The sequence below is a fragment of the Pseudoalteromonas sp. BZK2 genome (assembly GCF_014349195.1).
Taxonomy (GTDB): Bacteria; Pseudomonadota; Gammaproteobacteria; order Enterobacterales; family Alteromonadaceae; genus Pseudoalteromonas; species Pseudoalteromonas simplex.
In genome coordinates, this window is record NZ_JACSOG010000005.1 from 87,476 (window position 1) to 105,622 (window position 18,147).

Consider the following 18,147-nt stretch of genomic DNA (forward strand, 5'->3'; position numbering starts at 1 on the left):
TTTTTACGATATGGTTGAGCCATGAATGATCAATTTAAGCTCGTTTAAAGGACATTATTATGACCACTCTCTCACTTAACGGTTTAAGCGTTGCTCAACAACTTGCACAGTTTGTTGAACAGCAACTTTTACCAGGAACAGGCATTAGCACAGACACTTTTTGGCAAGGTTTTGCTGATATCGTCAACGAACTAACACCTATCAATCGTGCGCTTTTAGAAAAACGCGAACAACTACAAGCAAAGATTGATGACTACCATAAACAGCAGCCGGTATGGGATGCGGCTAACTATCAAGCATTCCTTGAAGACATAGGCTACCTCGTTCCTGAGCCAGCTAGCTTCAGCATAGAAACAGAGCAAGTAGAGCCTGAAATCGCAAGCACTGCAGGGCCGCAGCTTGTTGTGCCAGTGAGTAATGCACGCTTTGCCTTAAACGCCGCAAATGCGCGCTGGGGCTCACTGTATGATGCGCTATACGGCACAGATGTATTAAGTGAAGACGACGGCGCTGAGAAAGGCTCTACATACAACCCTGTGCGTGGCTTTAAAGTCATGGCTTATGCTCGCCAGTTTCTGGATAAAGCACTGCCTTTAGCAAACGGCTCACACATCGAAAGCACCAGCTATGCAGTGGTTAATAATGAGCTTTTAATCACATTACGTGATAGTAGTCAGGTTCGCCTAGCAAACCCTGAACAACTTATTGGTTACCAAGGTGAAGCGCAAAATCCAAGCGCTATCTTATTGAAAAATAATGGCTTACATATTGAGCTACAAATAGACCATCATCACCCAATAGGCCAAGCAGATAAAGCAGGCCTTAAAGATGTACTACTAGAAGCAGCCCTTACAACGATTATGGACTGTGAAGATTCCGTTGCTGCCGTTGATGCCGAAGACAAAGTAAACGTCTATCAAAACTGGCTTGGTTTAATGCAAGGAAACCTAGTAGAAGCATTTAACAAAGAAGGTAAAACCATTGAACGCCGTTTAGCAGAAGATCGCCAATATCAAGGTGTCAATGGCGAAACAATCACGCTAAAAGGCCGCAGCATGATGTTTGTGCGTAATGTTGGCCACTTAATGACTAATCCAGCTATCCAAGATAGTGAAGGCAATGACGTGTTTGAAGGCATTATGGATGCCATTATCACTAGCACCGCTGCACTTCATGACTTAAAAGGTACAGGTAGCCTTAAAAATTCAACGGCTAATAGTATTAATATTGTTAAGCCAAAAATGCATGGTCCAGAAGAAGTTGCCTTCACTAATACCCTGTTTACCCGCGTTGAGCAGCTGTTAGGCTTGCCTACAAACACCATTAAAATGGGTATTATGGATGAAGAGCGTCGTACTTCAGCTAACTTAAAAGCCTGTATTTTCGAAGCTAAAAAGCGTGTTGTATTCATCAATACCGGCTTCTTAGACCGCACTGGTGACGAAATTCATACTTCAATGCAAGCAGGTGTAGTACTGCCAAAAGGCGCTATTAAGCTTGAACCTTGGATCAGCGCATACGAAGATCGCAACGTAGATATTGGTCTTGCAACTGGCCTTAGTGGTAAAGCACAGATTGGTAAGGGTATGTGGCCAATGCCAGATAAAATGGCGTTAATGATGGAACAAAAAAGTGGTCACCCGAAAAGTGGTGCAAATACCGCGTGGGTGCCCTCTCCTACTGCTGCAACACTGCATGCCATGCATTATCATGATATTGATGTATTTGCCTGCCAAAAAGCACTTATGGACCGCAAAGAAGCAAGCCTTACCAGCTTACTCACTCCGCCGCTTATGAAAGATGCCAGCAGCTTAAGCAAAGAAGATATTCAAGCCGAACTTGATAACAACGCTCAGGGTATTTTAGGTTATGTTGTGCGTTGGATTGACCAAGGTATTGGTTGCTCAAAAGTACCAGACATCAACCATGTCGGTTTAATGGAAGACCGTGCCACACTGCGTATTTCAAGCCAGCACATGGCCAACTGGCTGTATCATGGCGTTTGTTCTGAAGAGCAAATTAGAAAAACCATGGCACGTATGGCGAAAGTTGTTGATGGTCAAAATGAAGGTGATCCGGCCTACAATAATATGGCTGATTCAGCCGAAACTTTAGCACAAAGTGTTGCTTATCAAGCTGCATTAGCCCTTGTATTAGAGGGAATTAAACAACCTAGTGGCTATACTGAACCATTATTGCATGCGTTCCGTATAAAGTATAAGTCGTTAAATTAGCCACTACACAACTCCCCTTCGAGTTTCATGTGTCGTTCATAGCAGCCCTAGGGCTGCTTTTTTTTTGCTAATATCAACTGATACCAATCCGCAATAATACTTAATTATTTTGAGGGATTAAACCTGTCGCTACCTGCGTTAAAAATTTCTGATTTAGAACAACTAAATAACGAAACTTTTGCCTTGTTATCAACGAGGTTTTATTGCCTCAAAATAGACCACTAAATTAAGCGTATTGGTATAAACTCATAACGACAGTGAATAGCCACCATTCATGGCATAATGAAAATCTATTAAAAAAGGGGCATTTGTTACCAAATGCCCCTTTTTACGTACTAATACGTACTAATACGTACTAATTTTTTAAAAATTAGTTTTTAACAATCGCATTGTGATAAACGTTTTGCACGTCATCACAGTCATCAAGCATAGAAATAAACTTTTCAAAGTTTGCGATATCATCTGGATCAGTGATGTCAGTATGAACTTGTGGAACAAACGTGATTTCGTCTACTTCAAAGTTGATACCTTCAAATGCTTCTTCAAGAGCTGTTTTTGCTTTGTAGTACTCAGTATGTGGAGCGAATACAGATACTTTGCCGTCTTCTACTTCTACATCTGTTACGTCTACATCAGCCATCATTAGTGCTTCAAGTACAACTTCGTCGTCATCGCCTTCAAAGCCTAAAACAGCTAAGTGGTCGAACATATGCGCTACACAGCCCGGTGTACCAATTTTTGAATCTGTTTTAGTGAACGGTAAACGTACATCTTTAATAGTACGGTTAGGGTTATCAGTTAAACAGTCCACAATAACCATACAGTTACCCGGGCCATAGCCTTCGTAACGTGCTGGAGAGTAGTCTTCCCCTGCTCCACCGGCTGCTTTTTTGATTGCATTATCGATTACGTGTGCTGGAACTTGGTCTTTTTTTGCACGCTCAATAATACGTTTTAGCGCTTGGTTTACTTCTGGATCTGGTTCGCCATTTTTAGCAACAACGTAGATTTCTTTACCGTACTTAGAATTTACTTTAGTTTTTGCATTGGCTGTTTTAGCCATGGCGTTTTTGCGGACTTCAAATGCTCTGCCCATCTTATGCCTCTATGAATACATTTGATAATTGCCGATATTTTAGCAACTCATGACCGCTTGGGCTAGTACTAGGGCATTTTGAAAAATAAAAAACTAACAATAAATCTCAGGAAAAATAAAAAACAAAGCTATTTAACATAACACTTTATTTTCTTGAAAAGAGTCAACCAAAGTAGGCAATTCTGAAAAATGATGCATTACATAATCGGCCTGATTCGCATATTCAGGAATTTCATCTGGCGCGTACAAGCAAGCACGCATGTTGGCATTGTGAGCTGCTTGTATATCAAATAAATAATCGCCGACATAAAGTAACTCAGACTGATCAAGCTCCCATAATGTCGCAATCGCATTTAAAGCACTTGGATCAGGCTTAGCAGGCGCATCAGAGCGAGTCAGCACGGTTTCTATTGGTAAGGGATTATTCTTTAATTTAATGGCAGCTGCACGGTCGTAGTTGCGAGTCACAATCGCCATCGGGATGTTATTTTCTTTCAGCCTCGTAATTGCCTCAGCAACGCCTGGCAATAAATGCGCATGCTGCGCATCAATAAGTTCATGCTGATGAACAATATTCATCGCTTCTTCACGCATGTAAGGCGAAGGTAACGAAGCAATGTAAGCAAGTAAGTCATTATCAAGCGGACAGCCTACCTGTGCTTTGATCAGTGAAAAATCCAACTCCGATGAAACCAAAGTACCATCTAAGTCAAAAATTACGCCACGGATATTGTTGTCATGGATAGTCATATAAATCCCTGTATATGAGAAGTGGGAAAATGTTGATGCCCATTAATAAGATAGTTTACGAAATGGGTTTATTAAAGGATCAAAGGATTAAAAAAGTAACTTTTTTAATCCTTTAGGACTGCTATTACTCTGGATTGACCGGTTCAAATCTAGCTTCAAGCCAAGTATCATCTTGGCTAAAGGTCAGCGTTTTTACCTTACCTTTACCCTCAATATTTACCATATTCACTTGTGTTGGCCATAGGTCGCGAAGTGCTCCGTTGCTCATTCGAATACCATTAATTCCCTCAGGGATCATGACTTCTTGATAAACCCAAAAGAATTTACCATCAACTTGCGCACCCACATCTTTAAGCTCAAGCGGCTTGCCATCTAAAGTTTGTAGAGCAATATGTGACTCAACATAATCAGCAAAACGCTTCTGATCTTCTTTATTTGATAAAATATCAGCATTGCCGTCAAACAAATATTCAACGGCGTGCTCTGTATCATGTAAATAAAAACGATGCATCAGCTCAATATTGTTGGTGCGTTTGTTAAATAACACGGTAGTCACAGACGCTTTTAACTGGTGCGCCATGGTTGGCGCACTCAGTAATAAAGCAAAAATAATGGCTATAAAGCGCATTATTGTTGCTCCTGGGCATCATTTTCGTCGTCTTCTTTCAGCTCAGTTTTAATATCTTGCATGATATCGCGGCTGACTTTCGCTTTACTCTTCTCACGTTTGTACACTTCAATACGTGATGGAATAATACGACGCGGGTAGTTATTGTTTTCTACATCAACATCCGCTGTTTCCCAGCGAGGGTCCACTGTAACAGACACTAGGTTTTTACCTTTTTCTGTAACAATTAGCTTTTGTACATGCTTGTGGTTACGACGCCAGATTTCAGCCGGAATGTACTGCTCTTCTTTCGTACCATCTTCATAAGTAAGCTCTAATAAGATAGGCATGACTAAACCACCTAAGTTTGAGAACTCAAGTACGTAGTAGTTTTTATCTTCTTTGATTGCACGCTCAAACGTTTTACGCTCCCAAGGCTCTAATCCTTTAAGGAATTTGTTATACGCGTTACGCTCTTTGTTAGTTACTGTGAAACGGTCGTTTTCGTCGTAGAAGTCAGTTACATCTGGGTTTTCTTCAACCCACAGTTTTTTACCTTCTTCTTTATTACGTTTTACGAATAACGGCATTGGCTTGTCAGCTTCGATATCACGTAAACGATTAAAGTCGATATCAGGATTTTTGGTATCTAAACGAAGTTGGTAAACCTTGTCTAGCGAGATATCAACGTGATCTGTGGTGTAGAACCAACCACGCCAGAACCAATCAAGGTCAACACCTGACGCTTCTTCCATAGTGCGGAAGAAATCAGCAGGAGTAGGGCGCTTGTATTTCCAACGCTGTGCATATTCTTTGAATGCAAAGTCGAATAGCTCACGGCCAAGGATCACTTCACGTAAAATGTTAAGTGCAGCAGCAGGCTTAGTATAAGCATTAGGGCCTAAACGTAATACGCTGTCTGACTGTGTCATAACAGGCACTTGGTTTTCAGACTTCATGTACTCAACGATGTCGCGAGGCTCAACCCCCCAAGGAATAGTGTGGTCCCATTCGCGACCAGCAACACCATCTAAGAAGCTGTTAAGGCCTTCATCCATCCACGTCCATTGACGTTCATCAGAATTGACGATCATAGGAAAGTAAATGTGGCCAATTTCATGGATAACCACACCGATCAAGAAGCGTTTTTCTGCTTGCGAGTAGGTACGAGTTCCATCTTCTTGTAGATCTGTACGCGGGCCATTGAAGGTGATCATAGGGTATTCCATACCGCCTACAGGGCCATTTACAGATTGAGCAACTGGGTAAGGGTAGTCAAACGAGAAGCGTGAATACACTTCCATTGTATGAACTACTGACTCAGTAGAATACTTCTTCCAAAGGTCACCACCTTCTTTAGGGTAAAAAGACATCGCCATTACTAACGGCTGATCTTTACCGCCTTGATGATAGCCTTTTGCATCCCACATAAACTTACGTGAAGAAGCCCACGCAAAGTCACGTACATTTTCAGCTTTAAAATGCCATGTTTTCGTTTTGTTTGTGCCTTCTTTTTCGTTTTCTAACGCTTCTTCTTCAGTCACGATGAAAACAGGGCGCTTAGCATCTTCAGCTTGTTCAAGACGCTTACGCTGTGTGCTAGTCAGAACGCTGCTTGGGTTATCAAGTTGACCCGTTGCCGATACGATATGGTCAGCAGGTACTGTAATTTCTACATCGTAATCACCAAACTCAAGTGTGAACTCACCGCTGCCTAAGAAAGCTTTGTTAGTCCACGCTTCATAATCAGTGTATGCAGCAAGACGAGGGAACCATTGCGCTAATAAGAAGATATCGTTACCATCTTCTTCAAAGTGTTCATAACCTGAACGTGCACCAACGGCGTCTTCTTCAACAATGTTAAAGGCGAAGTCCATGCTGAACTCAACGTCTTTTCCCGGTTTAAGCGGCTCGTTTAAGTCGATACGCATTAAGGTATCTACTACAGTAACTTTAAGCTCTTTTCCGTCTTCGTCTTTAACATTGGCGATTTGATAACCCAGCTCGTTGTCGGCCATAAATTGCTGACGACGTAACTGACCTAAGCTCAATTTAGTTGATTTTGGCTGAGGATCACCTTGCAATGTTTTACCATTGAAAGTAGATGTCATTTCAGCAATTGAGTCAGATTTAAAGATATTTTGGTCTAGCTGTAACCAAAGATACTTTAAGGTGTGCGGCGAGTTATTTTTGTATTCGATAGTTTGGTTTGCTGTTAAGCGACGTTTCTTTTCATCTAGCTTTACATCGATGTCGTAGTTTACTTGCTGTTGCCAGTAATTTTCAGCAGGCTCACCGGCCGCACTACGGTATACGTTTGGAGTTGGAAGTGCTTCATCTAGCTGACGGAACTTGTCAACGAATGAGCCTTTAGTTTGCTCAACAGATGACGCCATAACAGCTGAAGATACTGCTAAAGGCAATACCAAAGCACTCAATTTGAGAACTGCTTTTTTCATTATTTATCCTGTAATTAGTTTGCAACCGTAACATCGCAAACTAAAAACAAAGTTGCAACATTATCACGATAAATTGCGGTATTTTTCCGGTAGTATTCATCGGTTATTACTAATCAAGATTAATTGTTGCTTTTTTTAATTAATATCTTGTAAAGGGGGTTTACAAAAACTGATTAATTTTAATTCAGCACTAATTCATTCCAAAGCATTACAGTTAAAGAGAAGGTAATCGACTTAAATTCTAGTTAATGATGAAAGGGTGATTAGATGAAGTTTTATATTGTAAAAAAAGACTCTCGTTTAGCAGCCATTCCTGCGCAAGAATCAATCTTAAACGAGTACCAAGATCGTGGTTTTAAGTTTGTTGAGGTCATCAATGCATGTGATGAATCAGACGCCCTATCACGAACAAAACCAGAGATTAAAAGAGCTAACAAATGGCTAATTTGGTCATCTTCTTTGGTTATTTTGACCCTATCCATAATTATTTTTTGCAATTAAGTAATTTTTGTAGCATTTACTATTGAAATTTACTGCCATTTATATTTAAAATCGCCCACTTTTTTGATTTTGGGGTCTACGCAGCATGCATTTTAACCCCAAAATGTTTGGTAATCAGCATAGAATTCGGTGAGCGTATGGATTTCTATATCCTAAAAAAACAACAAGAACTAATTGCAATTCCAGCGGACGAACAAAATTGTAAACAGTACCTAGATTCAGGGTATTTTTATATCGACAAAGTAGCGGCATGTAATGAAACAAATGCCCTTAAGATTTTACAAGCTAAGCAAACTAAAGCGCTTAAAGTACCTATGATAATGGCATTGTTAGCTTTGCCAATGGTGGTTTTTGCTTGGTATAGCTTAAGTTAACAAACCAGGCTGGGCATCTTGGCTCAGCTTAGGTATATTGACGCTCTTAATAAATAATAAGAGCGTTTAATGAAAGTCCTTCATACATCTGATTGGCATTTAGGCCAACAATTCTACGAGCATTCCCGATTCGATGAGCATCAAGCATTTCTAGCTTGGTTAACCGATACGCTTGTGTCAGAGAAGATTGACTTACTACTGGTTGCGGGTGACATTTATCATACGGCAACACCTCCTGCCAGCGCAGAAAACCAACTCTACCAATTTATTAAAACCACTAAGCAGCATTGCCCTGACTTACACATAGTGATTATTGCTGGTAACCACGATTCAGCAAATCGCATTATGGCGGCAAAGCCTTTATTGGCTCAGTTTGATACCTATGTTGTTGGCCGCTTTGATAGTAATGCTCCTCATGAAGTAGTACTGCCAATCAGCACAAAAAACGGCGATGCGAATGTTGTTGCTATGCCGTTTTTACGAAGTAGTGATTTAAGCAGTTATAACCGTCAACAAGAGCAACCGTTAAGTTACAACCAAGCCGTTGCCTTTGCTTACAAAGATGCATTACAAGCGGCAAGCGAATTACCAAGCGCGCCATTAATTGCCATGGGCCACCTGCATGCAAAAGGCGGAGACATCTCATCGGATTCTGAACGTAACTTAGTGATTGGTGGTGAAGATGCGATATCGGCAAGCATATTTACTGATCAGCCTGATTATGTTGCACTAGGGCATCTTCATAAAGCTCAAAGCGTCGCGAAGAAAGAGACCATTCGCTACAGTGGCACGCCAATGCCGATGTCATTTTCTGAAAGACGCTATCAGCATCAAGTTGTGCTAGTCGAGCTTAGTGACTCCGGTACTTCTGTAAACCCCCTTTACATTCCTAGCTTTTGTAAAGTCATGTTGCTACCAGAAAAAGACTGCGTACCACTTAACGAACTCTGTGAACTTATAAAACAGCTCGATTTAACGGATGAAGATTTAGCGCCCTATCTGCGGGTTAAATTGAGTGCCCATGACACTGACACCACTTTCAGAGAGCAAATAGAACAAGCCCTTGAAGGTAAGCAGGTTAAGTTTTGTGGTATTGAAAGGGTGCGACAACAAAGCAGCCAGCAAGACGATGAACAAACCCTATTTGAAGATGTCTCGCAAATTGAAGCGCTAAATCCACATTCACTTTTAGAGCAAGCATTTGCAAACAATAAAGATATGGCAGGGCAGGCGGTGCCAAAAGAATTAGAAAGCTTACTAAGCCAAGTGATCGATGAATTGAATGCAGAGGACCTACTATGAAAATTTTAGCGATTCGTGTTCACCAACTAGCCTCTATCTTAGACGCCGAAGTCGACTTTAGCGCTTCGCCTTTAAAAGAAGCAGGGTTGTTTGCCATCACCGGTGATACCGGCGCCGGTAAAAGCACATTACTCGATGCCATTTGCTTAGCACTTTATAACAAAACAGCAAGGTTACGCGGCGATACAGGCAATAAAATTGACTTTAACGGCGACAATATCAAACTCAATGACTCGCGAAACTTATTACGCCGCGGGGCAGGGCAGGGCTATGCCGAAGTCGACTTTATTGGCCAAGATAAACAACAGTACCGAGCAAGGTTAAGCTTTAGCCGAGCGCGTAATAAAGCCGATGGCAAGTTACAACCTGCACAACATAGCCTGCACTCTTTACCTGATGAAACCCTAATCGCCGATCGAAGCGCGGCAGGTAAAGAAATCGAGCGTATTATTGGTTTGAGCTTTGAGCAATTCTCAAGAGCAGTCCTTCTTGCGCAACATGAATTTGCGGCATTTTTAAAAGCAACCGGGGATGAGCGTGCGCAACTACTTGAATGCTTAACAGGCACCGATAAATTTAGCCGTATTGGTCAGCGAATTTTTGAACGCCATCGTGAGCAGCTGCAAGCATTAGAGCAGTTAAAGTTAAGTTTAAGTAATTATCAGGTTTTAAGCCCTGAACAGGTCGAAACGAAACAAGCAGAACAAAAAGCGCTTGAAGCTAAACTTGCTGAGTTGCAAAAGCAAATAAAACAATTTGAACAGTACCAAGGGTGGTACAAGCAAGCATCTCAGCAGCAACAACAGCTAAACCAGGCAGAGCAAGCAAAGCAAGAGTTACAGCAGCAAATGCACGCGCTTGCTGAAAAAGCCACTGAAGCGAAACAAGCTCAGCAATGCTTAGAAATAAAAGATAACCGTGAACGCGTCACTTCGATTACTGCTCAACATGGGCAACTTATTAAAAACAGTGAGCAGCTTTTAAACGTTGATCATAAAACACTGCTCAAAGACGCTGAACAAACGCTTGAAAAGCAAACCGCGCAACTAAACCAAGCAAAGCAAGCACAAAAAGACGCGCAGCCTATTATTAGCCAGGCCCGAGAGTTAGATAAGCAACTTGCTGTATTAAACCAGCAAGCAGCGGCGCAAAAAGTACAAGCAGAGAAAGCTAAGCACCATCATCAAGAGCTGACTAATACACTAAACAGCCATAAAGCAGAGCAGCAAAAACAGCTCGATCAACAAGCGCAAATAAATAGCTATTTAGAAACACATGCACAATGGCAACCATTAGCAAAAGACTGGTCATTCTTTAAAAGTGAGTTAAGCCGCTTTAGCCAGCAACTGCACACAATTAGCCAATCACAGCAAAACGTAAAAGCTCTTCAACCTAAAATTGATGAGCAGCAAGCAGCTGCGCAGCAGTGTAAAACTCAATATCAAGCCCTTGAGCAAGAAATTAAGCGCCTAAATGAGCAAGATACCGCCTTTAAATCGAGTTTAAACACCCAATCAATGGCAGATATCGACGCTAGGCTTGATGCGATTAAACACCTGATTGAAAAGCGCCAAGTATGGCAAACTAATCATCAGCAGTTAAAAAATTGGCAAACCCAGCTAAACACTTTAAGCCAAACGGAGCAGCAACTACAAACAGCATTAAAAGATGCGCAGCAAGGGGCAGAGCAAGCACAGCAGCAGGTTTCGTTTTGTGAGCAAAACTTACAGCAAGTGCAGTTAAGAGCCAGTGAAGGGGTTAGCCAGTTACGCGCCACTTTAAAGGCAGGGGAACCGTGTGCAGTATGTGGCTCAAAAGAGCACCCTTTTATGCATGAAGAAATGGTTAACGAGCAATTTAGTCAACTTATTAACGACTTTACCAACCAACTAACTAACGCCAAACAGCACTTAAAAGCTCAGCAAGCATTACAGCAAGCTAAAAGTAATGAGCTGGCGGCATGCAGCCAACAGATAAGCTCGTTAAGCGGGCAAATCTCGGAACTGAGCGCTCAACAACAGAACCTCAAAGAAACCATGGCGGCTAATCGTACTGAGCTAAATGATTTAACCGAAGATCAGTTAAACGAGCGTCAACAACAGCTCAGCTTGCAAAAACAGCAATACTACAAAACTCTTGAACAGCAACAACAGCTGCAAAACACGCTTGCGGCTAAGCAAGCTGAGTATAATCAGCAAGGGCAAGCGCTACATGGCAAAGAGCAGCAGTTAAACGAATTACAGCAACAGCTAAATAATCTGCAAACTCGTTTAAATGAGCTCAATGATGAGCATCAGCAGCTTTATACGACCCTGAATCAACAGTTCACCAGTGCACCTTGGTGGCAGGCACTCAATACACAAAGCGTTTCTTTAGAGGTCATTGCAGAGCATGTTGAGGCTTATCAAGCTTCGCTGCAAACGGCGGATGAGCTTAAAACGAACTTAAAAGCCATTGAGCAGCACCTTGCACATGTAACGCCGCAGCTAAACGAAGCACATACCTCCTTAACTCAGTGCAACGAGCAACTAAGCCAAACTGAAAACGAATTAACGCAGATAAAATCAAAGCGCGAGGGCTTATTTAGTAACGCGGCGATATCGGTAGATGAGTTTATAGCAGAGCTTGAAAAGGCGATAGATTCAGCGCAGCAGGCACTGCAACTTGCCCAGACAAACCATAGTAATGCGGTGAAGGCGCGTGACGAACAAGCCATTCAAATCGCCAATATTGACGAGCGTGAAAAAGAGCTCACCGCAGAGCAAGCGGCGCTTAATGAGCGATTTAGCCTTTGGTTTAACGATTTTAAAGCGCAGCACCCAAGTTTGGATGAGCAAGCAGTTAGTCAGCTATTAACGATAAGTCCCGCTGAAATTAAACAAACTCTGGCAGATTACCACACCGCCGAGAGCAGCTTAAAAGACGCAGAGGCGCTTTTAAAACAGCGACAGCAGGCGCTGGCTCAGCATCAAAAAGAAAAGCCAGCGCTCGGTGAAGATGAGCTACAATTACAGCTTAATCAAGCCACAGAGCAACATGTACAAGCGAATAATGCACTATTACAAGTTGCGACTGAGCTTAAAACCCATCAACAAAATAGCCAAGCGCTTGAAGATAAACAAAAGCTATTAGTTGAGCAGCAAAAAAGCTATGAGCACTGGCATATACTCAATAAGGTCTTGGGGGATGCCAGCGGCAAAACCATGCGTAATTTAGCGCAAACGCAAACCTTAAAAATACTGCTGCACTACGCGAATAGTCACTTACAGACACTAAATAAACGCTACAAATTAACAGCCATAGGGCAAACGCTCGATATAGCAATTATCGATAAAGACATGGCCGATGAGCAGCGCTCTGTTAATACATTATCGGGCGGTGAATCATTTTTAGTGTCGTTAGCACTGGCCCTAGGGCTTGCTTCGTTATCGTCGAATAAAGTGCAAATAAACTCTTTGTTTATCGATGAAGGGTTTGGTACGTTGGACAGTGAAACGTTAAGCATCGCGATGGATGCTCTTGATTCACTACAAGCACAAGGCCGCAAAGTAGGGGTTATTTCTCACGTATCAGAAATGACCGAACGCGTTGCCACGCAAGTGCATGTGGCGAAAAAACCAGGTGGTTATTCGACCATCTCAGTTATTTAAAGGATTAGCATGCCAACTTTTAACCACGAAGAAGCAAATCATTACGACGAACGCATTTTGCGCCTAGTTCCAGGTTATGAGCTATTACATCAAGCAACCGCAGCCCAATTAGCAGCCACGCTGAGCGATGAAGCGTGCATTTTAGTGATTGGTGCCGGAACAGGTAAAGAAATCATTGAATTAGCGGCGCTAAAACCAAGCTGGCAATTTATTGCTCAAGACATTTCGCAAGACATGCTCGATATTGCCGAGCAACAGTTTGGCCAGCATAACATTAGCGATCGCGTAACAGTACACTGCGGTGATATCAACGACATCGACACTCAATGTGACGCCGCACTGTGTTTACTGGTAATGCACTTTGTTGAAGATAACGGCGATAAAAAAGCGCTATTAAAAGCGATTCACAGCAAACTTAAAAAATCGAGCAACTTATACATTGCCGATTTAATGCGCCCAGAAACCGCTTTTGAGCGCGAATCTCAACTACAGCTGTGTACGCAGTTAGGTTTAACCGAAGTCGGCGTAGAACGCATGCGCCACAACCTAGAGCACGAGTTTTACCCATTAGACCGAATTCGTTTTTCAGAGTTAATGAATGAAACCCGCTTCAGCACCCCAAAACAGTATTTTAAAGTGCTTGGTTTTGCTGGGTATGTGGTTGGGAGTTAGCTCCTAAGCCTAATACCCCGCGGCTTGTCCGTCTTTACGGGTTTCAGATGCGCCGTAATAAACGCCGGTTTTTGGGTCTTTCAATATTGCTTGATAACCACCGTATGGGCCAACCGCGTCTTGTAAGGTGTGGCCTTTTTTCATTAACTCACGGCGGGTTTCCATCGAAAAACCTGACTCTAAGCTAACAAAACCGCCGTCTTCCATGATCTCACCTGTTGGCTGCGATGAACCTGTGTGCAGAATACGTGGTGCATCACCGGCTTCTTGTAGGTTCATGCCAAAATCAATCATGTTGATAAGTATTTGAGCATGCATTTGTGGCTGTGTTGCGCCGCCCATTACGCCATAACTCATATATGGCTTGCCATCTTTGGTGACAAACGCTGGAATGATTGTATGAAATGGTCGTTTGCCTGGCTCATATTGGTTCATGTGGCCTTTTTTAAGGGCGAACATTTCGCCACGGTTTTGCAATACAAAGCCTAATTTTGCAGGTGTCATACCTGAGCCCATGCCACGGTAATTACTTTGAATAAGCGAAACCATGTTGCCGTCTTTGTCGGCGGTCGTCATATAAATGGTATCGCCTTCTACTGGGCCTGCGTGGTCACGTTTTGCAGCTTTATTAGGGTCTATCAGTTTGCGTCTTTGGTCAGCATATTGCTGCGAAATAAGTGTTTGTACGGGAATGGTGTTAAATGCTGGATCGGCGTAATACTTTGCACGATCTGCAAACGCGAGTTTTTTCGCTTCAACAAAGGTGTGTACGTATTCAGGGCTATCAAAGCCCATAGCTTTGATATCGTAACCTTCAAGAATATTCAGAATTTGCTGTGCGGCAATTCCTTGGCCATTTGGTGGCAATTCCCAAAGCGTATACCCTCTATAATCGGCGCTCACAGGCTTAACCCATTCACTATGGTGGGCAGCTAAATCGTCATACGATAAGTAGCCGCCGTTTTCTTTCATGTAGCGACCAATTTCTTTAGCAATATCGCCTTTGTAAAAGGCATCGCGGCCGCCTTTGGCAATTTTACGATAGGTGTTTGCAAGGGCAGGGTTCTTAAAGATCTCTCCTTTTTCTGGCATTGCCCCATCAGGCATATATACATCTTTAAAGCCTGGGTATTTACCACGCGCAGCCACACTTTTTTGCATGTAATAGGCAATCAGTTCAGACACAGGGAAGCCATTTTCAGCGTAGTCGATAGCAGGCTGCAGTAAGGCTTTCATTGGTGTTTTGCCAAACTTTTTATGTAACTCAAACCAACCATCTACAGCACCAGGTACCGAGACAGGCAATGGCCCATAAGCAGGAATGTAGTCACCTTGTGCTTTTAAAGTTTCAAAAGACAAGCTTTGTGGTGAACGACCAGAGGCATTTAAACCGTAAAGTTGCTTGCTTTTGTTATCCCAAACAATGGCAAATAAATCGCCACCAATTCCACACCCGGTCGGTTCAACCAGACCTAGCACTGCATTTGCCGCAATAGCTGCATCAATGGCATTACCACCGTCTTTTAATACCTGTAAGCCCACTTGCGTGGCTAACGGCTGCGATGTTGCAACCATCCCTGATTGTGCGATGACTTCAGAACGACTAGCAAAGTTATGGCCAGTGATGCGATCGTAAGCTTGAGCAGCACCTGCTGTGCCTAAGCATACTGCTAGCACTAAGCTTTTGAAGAGTGGAGTTGGTTTCATAATTTTTTGCCCTTTTTATTTGTCACTATAAAAAGCAATTTAAGATCAGGCAATGGCTTTGCGTTCGAGCGCGAAAAATCGCGATTGACTTCAAAAATAAGAAAAATAGCGGCTAACTTACCTAAAATCACTCCAATTTAATAAATGGCAGAGCCATTTAAGCACTGCTGTGCAACTGTCGATGCTTCGCCGTGAGAGTGCCTATCCTCTTCGACAAACTGATCAACAAAAGGGTCAATCAGGTTTTCTTGCTTCATGGTATCGAGGGCGTGTTGCAGCTTAGTAACTACCTCCGGCGATGTGTTTTTGTTAAGTGCTAAATAATTACCCACTAAAGCAGGGTGCTTTAACTCAAATACCGGTGTGACTTGGTCTGTGCTCATACCTACATTCATCAATTGTGTTGACAGAGTGAGAGAGGAGCCAATCAGTAAATCATGCTTGCCTTGCTTAAACATTTTAAGTTCTTCGAACTTTTTTGAGTAAGTTAAAAATTGCTGGCCTTCAGTAAGGTTAAAATCAGCAAGAACGGTTTGATATACATCACCACGAGATACGCCAATGGTGTAGTTTTGCAACGACTGTGTACTCGTTACTTTAATGTCGTTTCGGTCATTTAAACGATAGAAACATGAATGCCCAGATACCAAAGGGCCAACCCAGTAAAATTGAGTTTCTCGCTTTGCGGTACGTGAAGTAGAGTAAATTCCTGCATTCGGTTGGGCAAGGGTTAGTGACATTGCGCGCTTCCAAGGCAATACACTAAACGTACAGCTCAACTTGGCTCTTTCGCACAAAGATTCCATGATTTTGGTGTTAATACCAGTGAGCTGATTGTGCTCCACAAAATTATAGGGTGGGAACACTTCAGTATATAAAGTCAATTGTTCAGCACTCGCCATAACAGAGCTAGCTGTAAACAAACTCACTATTGGTAAATGCTTAAACATCGGTTTAGCTCCATTTTTCACACTTTAACAATTCGATCAGAGTTTTCATCTAAACTCCTATTAAGCTCTACAGTATTTAAAGCTTAGTTTGCTAACTCAATAACGCAAAAAACCAGAAACTAAGAAAAAATATCTGCAACTAGCTGGCTAAGTCGTGCAATTTTAATGTTGCTCAACTGGCGGTAATCAAAATAGGGGCAAACAATCACTTTATCTGATTTACTAATAGCAAATTCATCATCAAGCCATATTAATTGGCAATGCAAAAGCCCGTCATTTATAAGCTGCTTAGCATGGGTTCGCCCTGCAATTATATGTAATTGCTCTGGTTTGCCTAATATCGGTGGGCTAAACAGTAATGCAGTTTGGCTATGTGCTTGCAGTAGTTGCTCATCGCGAAAGCTCTGCCAATCAGGTGCTCTTTTTGCAAAATCATAATATTCACTTGGTAGTGCAAAAAGTACTTTGCCATACACATTAAAAACTTTGCGCCAACCATTGCCACATGCTTGGTTTATTTCGTTTATTTGTCCGGGTTGTATTGCATGCAAATGCTTAAGCTGTTGCCAAGCAGGCATCGGCGGGCGCTTTTCTATATAAACAGCGACTTTAAACGCATCATCACCAAAACCCTGCAGTGGCGCACTATTAACGACACTCATAACTGTTTAGCTAGGATTCGATCAAGATTATTTGCAAAGTTTTGGCGGTCTGCTTGGCTTAACGGCGGTGGGCCACCGGCCATTTCAACACCACTTGAGCGCATTGTTTCCATAAAATCACGAACGTTTAAACGTGAGCGAATATTTTCGGTCGTATATAATTCACCGCGCGGATTAAGCGCTTGTGCGCCTTTTTCGATGACTTCTGCAGCCAAGGGAATATCACCGGTGATCACCAAATCATTCGGCTCAATACGTTTAACGATTTCGTTGTCGGCAATATCAAAACCCGAAGATACCTGCAAACGGCTAATAAACTTTGAGGGTGGTACTCGCATCGCATGGTTCGCCACTAATGTGGTAAAGGTCTGTGTGCGCTCTGCGGCACGAAACAATATTTCTTTAATAACGACGGGGCAGGCGTCTGCATCAACCCAAATCTTCATGCTGTTCTCAATCTTTAATTTTAGACATTAATAGTTTACCGTAATTGAACTAAATTAGTGCTATTAACGTATTAATTTGTTTAATTTTTAAAGGGAGTAAAAACGTGCAAACATCATTAAAATTAATCGGGGTTTTATGTATCACAGTCATTTTATCTGCATGTACAGGCGTGCCAGACAACATCAAACCCGTCGATAATTTTGAGTTAAACAGATACACAGGAACATGGTACGAAATTGCACGTTTAGATCATTCATTTGAACGCGGCCTTGAGGGCATTACCGCCGAATACTCAATTAACCCAGATGGCAGTGTGAAGGTTATCAACAAGGGTTACAGCGCTGAAGATAAAGAATGGCAGCAAGCTGAAGGTAAAGCGAAGTTTGCAGAGGAACAAAACATAGGCCACTTAGAAGTCTCATTCTTTGGACCATTTTACAGCTCTTACGTGGTGTTTGAATTAGATAAGCAAAATTATCAATACGCTTATATCACAGGTTATAACAAAGAGTATTTATGGTTTTTGTCGCGCACACCGACCGTGACAAAACAGCAAATGCAGGACTTTATAAACACTGCAAAAGAATATGGCTTTAAAACAGATGAACTTATCTATGTTGACCATAATAGCTTGTAAAGGGGCTTTACAACTGTCTTTAAACTATCACGAATGTGCAACACAACTGTAATGGATGCTAGGCAAACTTAGCGTCGTTAAATTGAAGCAACATGTGAT

15 protein-coding genes are annotated in these 18,147 nt (G+C 42.2%); 7 read left to right on the forward strand and 8 right to left on the reverse strand.

Going from position 1 to position 18,147, the window contains the following annotated elements; translation table 11 throughout:
• Positions 1-59 precede the first annotated feature (59 nt).
• Positions 60-2,234 (forward strand): malate synthase G, encoded by a 2,175-nt coding sequence (locus tag BIZ38_RS04555; RefSeq protein ID WP_222938003.1) that lies wholly within the window; start codon positions 60-62, stop codon positions 2,232-2,234.
• Between the two features lie 370 nt (positions 2,235-2,604).
• On the opposite strand, the gene BIZ38_RS04560 is transcribed toward BIZ38_RS04555, so the two are convergent.
• The 4 genes from BIZ38_RS04560 to BIZ38_RS04575 form a co-directional block, all read right to left on the reverse strand.
• Positions 2,605-3,330: a YebC/PmpR family DNA-binding transcriptional regulator gene (locus BIZ38_RS04560; RefSeq protein WP_054553380.1), complete on the reverse strand. Its 726-nt coding sequence runs from the start codon at positions 3,328-3,330 to the stop codon at positions 2,605-2,607.
• Between the two features lie 132 nt (positions 3,331-3,462).
• Positions 3,463-4,080 carry an HAD family hydrolase gene (locus BIZ38_RS04565; RefSeq protein ID WP_054553379.1) on the reverse strand — a complete coding sequence of 206 codons (618 nt, stop codon included), beginning with the start codon at positions 4,078-4,080 and terminating at the stop codon, positions 3,463-3,465.
• Between the two features lie 124 nt (positions 4,081-4,204).
• Positions 4,205-4,708, reverse strand: coding sequence for a DUF6702 family protein (locus BIZ38_RS04570; protein ID WP_187489687.1), 504 nt, complete (start codon positions 4,706-4,708; stop codon positions 4,205-4,207).
• Positions 4,708-7,146, reverse strand: coding sequence for a M1 family metallopeptidase (locus BIZ38_RS04575; RefSeq protein WP_187489688.1), 2,439 nt, complete (start codon positions 7,144-7,146; stop codon positions 4,708-4,710). The genes BIZ38_RS04570 and BIZ38_RS04575 overlap by 1 nt, the downstream gene beginning before the upstream one ends.
• A 267-nt stretch (positions 7,147-7,413) precedes the next feature.
• Between BIZ38_RS04575 and BIZ38_RS04580 the strand changes: the two genes are divergently transcribed.
• The 5 genes from BIZ38_RS04580 (at position 7,414) to BIZ38_RS04600 (ending at position 13,645) form a co-directional block, all read left to right on the forward strand.
• Positions 7,414-7,647, forward strand: a complete 234-nt coding sequence (locus BIZ38_RS04580) for a hypothetical protein (RefSeq protein WP_187489689.1) — start codon at positions 7,414-7,416, stop codon at positions 7,645-7,647.
• 137 nt (positions 7,648-7,784) lie between these two features.
• A complete protein-coding gene (locus tag BIZ38_RS04585) occupies positions 7,785-8,021 on the forward strand; it encodes a hypothetical protein (RefSeq protein ID WP_054553375.1) in 237 nt (78 codons plus the stop codon).
• A 69-nt stretch (positions 8,022-8,090) separates the two neighbouring features.
• A complete protein-coding gene (locus BIZ38_RS04590; protein ID WP_187489690.1) occupies positions 8,091-9,323 on the forward strand; it encodes an exonuclease SbcCD subunit D C-terminal domain-containing protein in 1,233 nt (410 codons plus the stop codon).
• Positions 9,320-12,973 (forward strand): SbcC/MukB-like Walker B domain-containing protein, encoded by a 3,654-nt coding sequence (locus BIZ38_RS04595; RefSeq protein WP_187489691.1) that lies wholly within the window; start codon positions 9,320-9,322, stop codon positions 12,971-12,973. The genes BIZ38_RS04590 and BIZ38_RS04595 overlap by 4 nt, the downstream gene beginning before the upstream one ends.
• 9 nt (positions 12,974-12,982) lie before the next feature.
• Positions 12,983-13,645, forward strand: a complete 663-nt coding sequence (locus BIZ38_RS04600) for a class I SAM-dependent methyltransferase (protein WP_138617169.1) — start codon at positions 12,983-12,985, stop codon at positions 13,643-13,645.
• A 9-nt stretch (positions 13,646-13,654) separates the two neighbouring features.
• On the opposite strand, the gene ggt is transcribed toward BIZ38_RS04600, so the two are convergent.
• The 4 genes from ggt to BIZ38_RS04620 form a co-directional block, all read right to left on the reverse strand.
• Entirely contained in the window at positions 13,655-15,352 is a 1,698-nt protein-coding gene (ggt, locus tag BIZ38_RS04605) for a gamma-glutamyltransferase (RefSeq protein ID WP_187489692.1), read from the reverse strand.
• 137 nt (positions 15,353-15,489) lie between these two features.
• Positions 15,490-16,302, reverse strand: a complete 813-nt coding sequence (locus tag BIZ38_RS04610; RefSeq protein ID WP_187489693.1) for a substrate-binding periplasmic protein — start codon at positions 16,300-16,302, stop codon at positions 15,490-15,492.
• 119 nt (positions 16,303-16,421) lie between these two features.
• Complete coding sequence (locus BIZ38_RS04615) at positions 16,422-16,964, reverse strand: DUF6942 family protein (protein ID WP_166338201.1); 543 nt, start codon at positions 16,962-16,964, stop codon at positions 16,422-16,424.
• A complete protein-coding gene (locus tag BIZ38_RS04620; RefSeq protein WP_138599750.1) occupies positions 16,961-17,410 on the reverse strand; it encodes a YaiI/YqxD family protein in 450 nt (149 codons plus the stop codon). Before BIZ38_RS04620 ends, BIZ38_RS04615 begins: the two co-directional genes overlap by 4 nt.
• Positions 17,411-17,514: 104 nt before the next feature.
• Between BIZ38_RS04620 and BIZ38_RS04625 the strand changes: the two genes are divergently transcribed.
• Positions 17,515-18,048, forward strand: coding sequence for a lipocalin family protein (locus BIZ38_RS04625; protein ID WP_054553367.1), 534 nt, complete (start codon positions 17,515-17,517; stop codon positions 18,046-18,048).
• Positions 18,049-18,147 lie beyond the last annotated feature (99 nt).